Origin of the sequence: Dokdonella sp. (genome assembly GCF_049593775.1) — a bacterium.
Classification (GTDB): Bacteria; Pseudomonadota; Gammaproteobacteria; order Xanthomonadales; family Rhodanobacteraceae; genus Dokdonella.
Genome location: NZ_JBAWHJ010000062.1, coordinates 1 through 9366 on the forward strand (window position 1 = coordinate 1; position 9366 = coordinate 9366).

8 protein-coding genes and 1 pseudogene are annotated in these 9366 nt (G+C 60.9%); 2 read left to right on the forward strand and 7 right to left on the reverse strand.

The window, feature by feature from the left end; genetic code table 11:
* The 4 genes from WBP53_RS02300 to WBP53_RS02315 form a co-directional block, all read right to left on the reverse strand.
* A partial coding sequence (locus tag WBP53_RS02300) for a hypothetical protein (RefSeq protein WP_423925530.1) occupies positions 1–194 on the reverse strand: 194 nt, incomplete at its 3' end.
* 333 nt (positions 195–527) lie between these two features.
* Entirely contained in the window at positions 528–1259 is a 732-nt protein-coding gene (locus tag WBP53_RS02305; protein WP_423925532.1) for an SDR family NAD(P)-dependent oxidoreductase, read from the reverse strand.
* Positions 1256–2587, reverse strand: coding sequence for an FAD-binding oxidoreductase (locus tag WBP53_RS02310; RefSeq protein ID WP_423925534.1), 1332 nt, complete (start codon positions 2585–2587; stop codon positions 1256–1258). Before WBP53_RS02310 ends, WBP53_RS02305 begins: the two co-directional genes overlap by 4 nt.
* Complete coding sequence (locus tag WBP53_RS02315) at positions 2584–4374, reverse strand: monovalent cation:proton antiporter-2 (CPA2) family protein (protein ID WP_423925536.1); 1791 nt, start codon at positions 4372–4374, stop codon at positions 2584–2586. The genes WBP53_RS02310 and WBP53_RS02315 overlap by 4 nt, the downstream gene beginning before the upstream one ends.
* A gap of 154 nt (positions 4375–4528) precedes the next feature.
* On the opposite strand from WBP53_RS02315, the gene WBP53_RS02320 reads away from it, so the two are divergent.
* Complete coding sequence (locus WBP53_RS02320) at positions 4529–4804, forward strand: hypothetical protein (protein ID WP_423925538.1); 276 nt, start codon at positions 4529–4531, stop codon at positions 4802–4804.
* Between the two features lie 444 nt (positions 4805–5248).
* Here WBP53_RS02320 and WBP53_RS02325 read toward each other — a convergent pair whose 3' ends face one another.
* Positions 5249–6733, reverse strand: a complete 1485-nt coding sequence (locus WBP53_RS02325; protein ID WP_423925540.1) for a RimK family protein — start codon at positions 6731–6733, stop codon at positions 5249–5251.
* 281 nt (positions 6734–7014) lie between these two features.
* Between WBP53_RS02325 and WBP53_RS02330 the strand changes: the two genes are divergently transcribed.
* Positions 7015–7539, forward strand: a complete 525-nt coding sequence (locus WBP53_RS02330; RefSeq protein WP_423925542.1) for a GNAT family N-acetyltransferase — start codon at positions 7015–7017, stop codon at positions 7537–7539.
* 50 nt (positions 7540–7589) lie between these two features.
* Here the strand turns inward: WBP53_RS02330 and WBP53_RS02335 are convergent, their stop codons facing one another.
* Positions 7590–9011, reverse strand: coding sequence for a hypothetical protein (locus tag WBP53_RS02335; protein ID WP_423925544.1), 1422 nt, complete (start codon positions 9009–9011; stop codon positions 7590–7592).
* Between the two features lie 147 nt (positions 9012–9158).
* Positions 9159–9366: pseudogene (locus tag WBP53_RS02340) on the reverse strand (hypothetical protein); the annotation flags it as partial.

The window sequence follows — 9366 nt, forward strand, 5'->3', positions numbered from 1 at the left end:
ACCGCCTGGATCGGGCGGTCGAACATCATCATGAAGCCGTCGGTCTTGTCGATCTCCTTGCCGCCGTGGCGATCCGCCAGCGTGCGGGCCAGGCGATCGTGCTTGCGGATCAGCTCCGCCGCCTCGCGGTCGCCAAGGCGCTCGACCAGGGCGGTCGAGTTGACCAGATCACACAGCGCCAGTGTGCGCAGCATTGAGCTCGCAGGAGGATGTGCACCGTACTGATCAGAAATCACTGCGCTCACGGTCTTCCCGGTGATGCTGATGACAGGACAGCCGATTCTGCGCCGCGGAGTGCACAAATTCCAGTCTCGGCGACTTTGCGCATTTTTCAGGCTGTAAATCGGAGGCCACGACGCCGGCTTTTCGGCTTGGGACCGTTCCGCAGCCTGAGAATGAATCGACCTCTCGGAACAGCCCCGTCAGGCGCCGTGCATTTCCGTCGCGCTGGCACAAGTGCATTGCGCCAGGGCATGGATTCTTCCAGGGAGCTTCTGTGCCCATCGTGATCGTGCCTGTTGCAAGCCCTATTCCTTCATGCGGCGAAACACGAACCAGGGCATCCAGCGAACGAGCAGGCTGACCAGACTCCACCAGCGTGGGGTGTGGCGGTCGAAAGAGGCTCGCGGCAACAGGCGCACCACGGCCTGGGCAACTTCCTCCGGCGTCGCGACCGGCAATGGAAGCTTTTTGCCGAAAGTCAGGTTGCTACTGACAAAGCCGAGGCGATGGAACTGTACGCGCAGCTCGTTCGGCGGGTAGCGATGGCGGAGACTTTCGAAATAGGTCTCCAGCCCGCGTTTGGCTGCCGCGTACACCACGTTTCTGCTCCGGCCACGCGCACCGGCAATGCTGCCGAAGCCGACGATCACTCCGCGTGATTCGAGCAACACTGGCAACAGCGCATGGGCGATGGCCATTGGTGCGTGCAGGTTGATCGCAAGCAGTTGACCAATCGCCGTGGCGCCAAGCTGGCCTTCATCATCCTGGCGTGACATGCCAGCAGGAAGCAGTAGGGCGCTAGCCGCAGGCATTTCCTTGAGCGCGCCGATCACGCGCGTGCCGGGATCGGCCGTCGCGGCAAGATCCATCGACAACGTCCTGACCTGGACATCGAACCGAAGCTGCAGATCGCTGGCGAGTGGCGCAAGGTCGCGAAGATCCGACGCGACAAGGAGCAGAGGCTGGCCTGCCTGGGCCAGGGTGACGCTGAGTGCGCGCCCGACGCCGCTGGATGCACCGACGACAATCGCGGTCATAGCGACAGTCTCCGACTCAACTCCGATACCTGCAGGCCGTTCGGATCAAAACTGCGCAGGCGTTCGCGTGCCTCGTCAAAATCGCGGATGCCGCGCCGCGCCGAATCCGCCTGCAAGCTGGACTCCTTTATCAAGTTTGGACGACCGCCATGAGCAAGCGCCAGTTCGGTCAAGGCTTCGATGAAGGTGGCCTGCGAAGTGCTCCGCGGTTGTGGAATCTGGATCGCCAGAGCGATGCCCTTTCCATCAAAGGCCAACCCCTGCGGTTCGCCATCAAATAGCTTGCTTGCGATCAGGCTGATGCGCGGCTTGGCACGCGCCACTTCAGCACCCAGCGCGGCTACAAAATCCGCGTAGCGCTTGTGAGGCAGCAGCCACTGCGCTTCGACAAAGCCTTCCTTGCCGAAGCCTGCGAAATAGCGACGTGCCTCGTTGAGCGGGAACATGGCGGCCTCAACGGACAGGCGTTCGTTTCCGGTGCGTCGGTAGCCTCGCCCGATCCACTGATTCATCACGCTGATGCCCGCACGATTCCAGGCGCAGTGCGACCACGGCTCGATCACGGCCGGAAGGTCAGCGGTGAGCCGTTGCCCCGATCGCGCAGACTCCTGCGCTTCCAGACCGAAGCGAATCACGCCTCGGCCAAACTGTGCCGGGCGACCATCGTGCCAACCGTAGAGCAGTGGGGCGCCTGCGTGAGCGCGCAACACCTCCGCAGCGTCAACCAGGTTCGCGACTGCGATGTTGCGCAGGGAGTAGGCCGAGGGAGCGGGGACCATGCGCAAGGTCGCGCTACCCATCAAGCCAGGGATGCCGAAGCCGGCAAAGCAGGCCGAGAAGCGTTCGGCATTTTCTTCGGCACTGGCGATCATCCAGCCAGCGCTGGAATCGAACAACTCGATGGATGCGACGTGCTTGCGGAAGGTGCCGTCGCGTGCCGGATTCTTGCCGTGTACGTCGGCTGCAATACAGCCTCCAATACTAGCCCTGGGATGACCCGGTGCTACCGGCAACATCCATCCACGAGCAAGGGCAAATCGCTGGATGTCCCCAATGCGCGCACCGGCTTCCACAGTCAGCAGGCCCTGTTCGGCATCGAATTCGAGCAAACGGTTGAAAGCGCCCAGATCCTGCACAACGCTTTCCGCGGCGAAACTGGCACCGCCATAGGACACGCCGGAACCGCGGGAAATGCGCTGCACGTCAGCCGGCAGTGCTTCGACAAGACGGAAGCGATCCGGTTTCTGCACATGACAGCGCGCGGAGAAGCTGCGATCAAAACTGCGCAGCTCGATTTCCGCGAGGGCAAAGCCACGCGGCGAGCTCACGCTTCGGCATCCTTGTCAGCGGCAATGTCGGCTTCAAACAGGCGATCAAGATCGCGCTGTGCTTCGCGGGCGTTCTGCATGATGGCGGCATCGTCATCGTAGAAGAGATGCTGTTCGGCCAGCAGTTTCTCGTCGTACTCCCTGAATTTCTCGACCCGGCTATCCGCCAGATCGGCGTCCATTCCAAGCTCGACCAGTACATCCTTTGAAAGCACCAGGCTGGAATAGAAGGTTTCGCGAACGATGTTGGCACCAAGATCCATCAGGCGGAACGCATGCTGGCGATTGCGTGCGCGCGCGAACACCTTCAAGTGTGGATAAAGGCGCCTGACCAGCCGCGCCGTGCGGATATTGGTGTCCGGATCATCCGTGGCGACGACGAAGATCTCCGCTTTGTCTGCATGGGCGGAACGCAGCAGATCGCCGCGCGAAGGATCACCGAAGTAGATTTCGCTGCCGAATTTTCGCGATGCCTCAACCTGCTCAATGGAGCTCTCGATGGCCGTGAAGCGAATGTGATTGGCGCGCAGGACGCGAGCCATGATCTGGCCGAAGCGGCCGAACCCCGCAATGATGACGCGCGGTGGATCAAGCTCTTCGATGTGGTCGTATGCCGGAGTGGCTGCAGCGACTTTCGGGATGCTTCTTGCCGCCAGGACGACGAGCAGCGGAGTCAGCGCCATCGACAGGCTGATCACCACGATCAGGGTATCGCGAAGACCCGGATCAAGCAGCTGGTTCTGCACCGCAAGGGTAAAGACCACGAATGCGAACTCGCCACCCTGGGATAGCACGGCGGCGAGCTTGAGCGAATCGGCATTCGATTCACGCGCTAGCCGACCGACTGCGAACAGGATCAAGCCCTTGAGCGCCACCAGGCCCACCAGCAGCGACACGATCAGGACCGGTTGTTCGGCGACCAGCCGGGTGTTTGCCGTCATGCCGACGCTGATGAAGAACAATCCGAGCAGGAGACCCTTGAACGGATCTATGCGGGCTTCGATCTCGTGTCGATATTCCGAATCGGCCAACAGCACGCCCGCCAGAAAGGCACCCAGCGACATGGAGATGCCGGAACGATCAACGATCCACGCGGTGCCGAGGACGACCAGCAGGGTACTGGCAGTGAAGACTTCGGGCATTTGCGTACGCGCCGCGATGCGGAACAGCGGGCGCAACAACAGGCGACCACCCACCACGACCGCGCCGATGGTCAGGACGACGCGCAACACTGCAAACAGGTCTGGCTCGACGCTTTCTGCCGTTTGTGCAACGACCAGCAGCGGCACCAGCGCAATGATCGGTATCGCCGCGACGTCCTGCAGCAGAAGGATGGCGAAGCCGAGACGGCCATGCGGGGATTGCAGCTCCTTGCGCTCGGACATGATCTGCAGACCGATCGCCGTCGAGGAGAGCGCGAGGCCGAGGCCAATCACCAGTGCTGTCTTCCAGCCGAGTCCGAAGGCCAGGCCGACGGCGCCAATGGCGGCGGCGCTCGCAATCAGCTGCACGCTGCCGTAGCCGAATACATGCCTGCGCATCACCCAGAGTCGCTGGGGTGACAGCTCCAGGCCGATCACGAACAGCATCATGACGATGCCGAGCTCGGATATATGGGCGATTTCGTCGGCATTGCCAACCAGATTGAAAGCCGAGGGGCCGATCAGGGCGCCAGCGACCAGATAGCCCAGTACGGCGCCAAGGCGTGAGCGCTTGGCCAACGGCACGGCGATGACTGCCGCAAGCAACAGGACCAGGGCGTATTGCATGAAGCTGCTGGTTTCCACTCGGCACTCCGGCTAAGGCCGCGATTATTACATGCGGCGCTGGTCAGTCCGATTCGGATCGGTTCTTCAGGTTGCCGGGATGGTGGGCGCAAATTGCGACATCTCAAGCGCTGAGACCGGTTCCGACCAGTCTGGAGTCAACAGGAGGTGTCCCATGCTGCTTGCCCCGTTTGCCCTGACCGAAACAACCACCCGACGTGTCGCCACGAACCCGCCCCGGATCGCCACCGTTCCACCGTGGCTGGTCGCCTGGGCCGTCATCGGTGGCATCGCGGTTCTCTGCGTACCCGCCCTGCGCGGAGGCCCGACCACCGGGCTGACCCTGCCGTTCTGGCTGGTTGCTGCTCCATTGCTGAATATCCTGTGGCTGACGCGCAGGCGCTTGTTGGCTGCGGTTCGGCGGCGCTCGGCCCGGGTTCATTCGCGGTAGAAGCGTGCCGAGCCGGGTGGACTTTCGACAGCCGAACGGCTGGTAAACGCATCGGGCCAGATGGCTACGCCAATCTCATTGCCGGCGCGGATTTCAATTGCGGTTCTGGCGCGAACGTTTCGTTGTCTACGCGATTTTCTCCCTCTCCCCTCGAGAGAGGGTCAGGGTACGCATTCGCGCCTGCGTGCATGTTCCGGTTGTCCGAGAATGGAAAGCCCTTGTCAGAGCCGGGAGCGCGTGTTGTGTAGCGTCCGATCCGATCTAGAAACTCAAGGAGCAAGACGTGGGCAATCGATTCAACGATGAAATTTCCGGCTGTGCCGAACCCTCGACTGCTGTTTCCGACGCAGTTCTACCTCCTCCATCCATGGAGTCGTCACCCCAACCCCTCTCCCGAGGGGAGAGGGGCTTGAAGCAAGGCCTCTTTCAAGATTTCAGAAACGCTCACCCATGCGTTCCCAGACGCTTGCGTTCCATGCGCCTGAGAAATTCACCCATGATTCGCAAGTACAAGTCTGGTCCCAGGTGGGCATCCTCGACACCGGCATCAATCGAGGGATTGTCGTTGACCTCGATCATGGCCAGGCGCTCACCGTCTTTCTTGATGTCTACGCCATAAAGCCCATCGCCGATGGCTGCAGTGGCCTTCAACGCAAGCTTGATGACATCAGCCGGCGCCTCTTCGATGGGCAGGGTTTCAAAGCCACCGGATTTTGCCGTGCCCTTGGCGCCGTGGTTGTAAATCTGCCAATGGCCGCGCGACATGAAGTATTTGCACGCGTATATCGGCTCGCGGTTGAGCACGCCGATGCGCCAGTCGAATTCGGTGAACATGAATTCCTGGGCCAGGATCAGGGCGCTGTGCTGAAACAGCGTATCGGCGGCTTCCTTCAGGTGCGCAGCACTTTCGACCTTGACGATGCCGCGCGAAAACGAGCCGTCGGGGATTTTCAATACCAGCGGAAATCCAAGCCGGTTGCCACTTTCCTCAAGCTTTTTCGGATCATCCCGATAAAGAATCTCGGTTCGAGGGATCGGCAGCTTTCTCGAAAGCATCAAGTCATGCAGGTAGATCTTGTTGGTGCATTTGAGGATGGAATCGGGGCTGTCGATGACAACCATGTCCTCCTTTTCCGCGCGGTTCGCGAAGCGATAGGTATGGTTGTCGATGGCAGTCGTTTCGCGGATGAACAAGCCGTCATATTCGGCCAGGCGCTGGAACTCGTTTTTCCCGATGGGATCCACTTCGATGCCGAGCTCGCTGCCAGCCTCGATGAATTGCTTGAGCGCCTTCTTGTTCGATGGCGGCATGGCTTCGTCGGCATTGACCAGCATGGCCAGGTCAAAACGATATTTCCGCCTCGCGCGCGGCTTGCGCCAGAGTTTTTTCGAGAACCGATCCAGGACCTGGGCAAATGCGTCTTCCTGCTCATCCGACAGGGAATGCAGCCCGGTAGGCTTCACGGAACTGATCTGCCAGACCCGGTCACGCTCGAACTCGATACGCAGGATCGGGCTCGGAAATGCCTCGAACACCTGACGGGCGAGATCTTCAAGCGCCGGATGCGAGGTTTCACCAAAGTACACAAGAACACCGAAATCCGTGGTGTCGCGGCCACCGGCAGGAAGGAATTTGCCGAGGCGACTGCTGAGGTCTTCGATATCAAGCCCGTAGAGTGAGCGTCGGCGCAGATCATTGATCGTGCGCACGGAGGGAATCACCTTGTGCCCGCGCGCTTCGGCCAGCAACGAAACGTAGTATCCGGTGCCCAGGTACTTGTAGCTGCGGCACAGATTGATGACCTGGGTGCGCTCGTCATCATCATTCAGTGACTGCTTCAGATAATCCTGCGCAGACACGACGTTGTCGGACGGGTAGTAGGAACCCCAATCCGATGTTTTCTCCACGACGATGACTAGGCGACTCATTCAGGGCTGACCGTTCAGGGGGAGCGAACGTCTTGTCCTGCGCGGATGCGGGCAGGAACAGGCGAACTCGTGCAAGTCTGACATAGGCTTCGCCGGTCGTGCAGCCGGGTTGCCATCGAAGTGACAGCCGCCGTTCATGCCGATGCGCGTGACGAGGCCAGGGCTGGCACCACGTACCTGCGCAGCGGATGGCATGTCAGGAACATTGCTGGACGCCAAGCGCCGGGATAGCGCAATCTCGGCATCCCGTTCGTTCCAAGCCCGGTACCCAGAAACCACACATGACAGACACCCCAACGGCACGCCCCGACGAGAGCACGCTTCGTATTCGCCGGGCCGTCAGCGTCGACCTGCCCGAATTGATAGCGTTGGAGAACCGCGTGTTCAGCGGCGACCGCCTCAGTGCGCGGCAGTGGAGCCAGCATCTGGCCAGCGACACTGCACGCATCTTCGTTGCCCGCAGCCAGAGCACCCTGCTCGGTGCCAGTGTGGTGTTTTTTCGGCGCAATTCCAGCGTTGCGCGTCTGTATTCCCTGGCAACCCTCCCCGAGGCGCGAGGCCGCGGCATTGGTGATCGCCTGGTCGCGGCAGTCGAGCAGTTGTCCAGACGCCGGCAATGTCGCGCGCTGAGGCTTGAAGTCCGCAGCGACAACGCCGCAGCGCAACGCCTTTACCTGCAACGCGGCTACCGCTTGATCGGCGAGCGTCTCGCCTACTACGAGGACGGCGTGGATGCGCTGCGCTTCGAAAAATTGTTATCGGGGAAGCCTTCGCAAGACCTGCCAGTCCAGTCAGGGGCGCGTTGAGCCCGGGGTGCAATCGCCATGCAACATTGACCGGAGGGCGTGGAAGGTGCTCAGCGAACCGGCACTGCGCGCTCAAAACCCGCCCGCGCCACGCTGTACTCAAGCCAGCCACTGCGCAGATGGCGACGGACCTTGATCACGCCGTTCTCGCTGCCTACCACTTCAACCCGTAGCGGCTTCTTGCCCTTGACGTAGAGCATGAACTGGCGACCGGTTTCGCTGGCCAGCTTTCGGTAGTCGACGATGGTGCCCGGACGTTCGACAGTTTCGACATCGCTGGCCATCAGTGCTTCGACCTCCGCAGCGGTGAGCGTATCGAGCGTGGATGCAGCTGCAGGCTGCGCCGCCGCTGCGGGCATCTCCGGCTCGTCGGCCAATGGCGTCTGACGCGCCTGTTCGCGCTGCAACAACGCGAACGTGGTCAGGTCCTCGTCAGTTTCGGCAAACGGTCGTTCGCGGATGGCGCGCATGCTGATGCGCTCACTCTGTCCATCGATGGTGAACTCGGAAGTGGCGCGCGCCTGCAGACTTTCCCAATTCGCATTCTCGATGAACTCCCAGTCGATCGGTGGCGTGTAGTTGACGACAAGATCGAGCGCTCCACCGCTTTCGGCGAAGCGCCGATAGGCGAGCATCGTCGTCTCTCGTGCCTCGAGTCCGGACGCGGCAAGGATGCGCTGTACGGTCGCCAGATGTCGCTCGACGAACTCCGCCGGAGAGATGCCATCCTTTTTCGCACAGTGATTGTTGCGGGCTGCGACGAAGCCTTCGTCGCGCACATGCCATTCGGTCAAAGCAAGACCGTTTTCGCCGGTTTCAACAAGATAGAACAGTGGAAATTCATCGTGGACGACCTGCTCTTCGCGATAGTCGACGCGACCGGCGCCCGGTGTATGGATCGATTGCTCCTTTATCAGGCGATCGTCACTGCGTTCCCATCTCATGGACAGGCGCGTTGGCTCGGTCACCAGTCCCATGTCTTCGAACTCATCGCTGTGCCAGACACCGTCCCTGAGACATCCCTCGGCTTCGAATGGCGAAGCGCTGGCGTTTCCCAGAAGGAAGAGTTCATCACTCATCGGCCAGCTCATCGAGCTCTTGCCACCACTGAACTCGAGCCGGATTTCCTTGATCGCGTCGAGTCGGTCAGTCAATTTCTTTCTGAAGCCACCCCGGTAGTACTGAATGAGCGGAACATCAACCGTGAGATGATCGAAATGGAACGCATCTTCTTCGTCGCCCTCGAAGGGCATCAGGGTGACGTCACTGACCCAGGCGCCGCCAAACGGATTCGGCCAGCAGTTGCGATAGGTGACCTCCCAGCCCGGGAAGGCCAGCAGCAGGGAACGCCCGGTAACGAAGTTGGCGTGGATGAAACAGTAGATGATCAGCACCGACAGGGAGATCACGCCGGCGAGGATGCGCCAGACCGAGGTGGCGGGCTTGTCCGCCTTCTGTGTCCTTGTTGCCATGGAATCCGTTCCCCAGATTGCATCCCTGGTTGACGACAGGTGCGGCCGTCAATCTGCAGTTGGATAGTACTGGATTATCAACATGGCCCCGTGCTGGACGCAAGGCCCTGGTTCTGGGGAGCATTTCCGTAGCTGCGCGCGAAATAACTACCAGCTCGCTTCGCGCAGCTTCTGCTCTGTCTGTTCGTTTGCCGCGCGCGCGACAAGTCCGCCAGCCGGCGCGAGGCTGACCCGATACTCGCCACCATCGACCAGTGGAAGATAGGCCGCGCTGCCGTAGTCGGTATCAAGCCACGGAATCCAGTGCGGATAGAGTCGCTTGACGTCGAACAGATCGATCGCGTTGGGTTCGGAC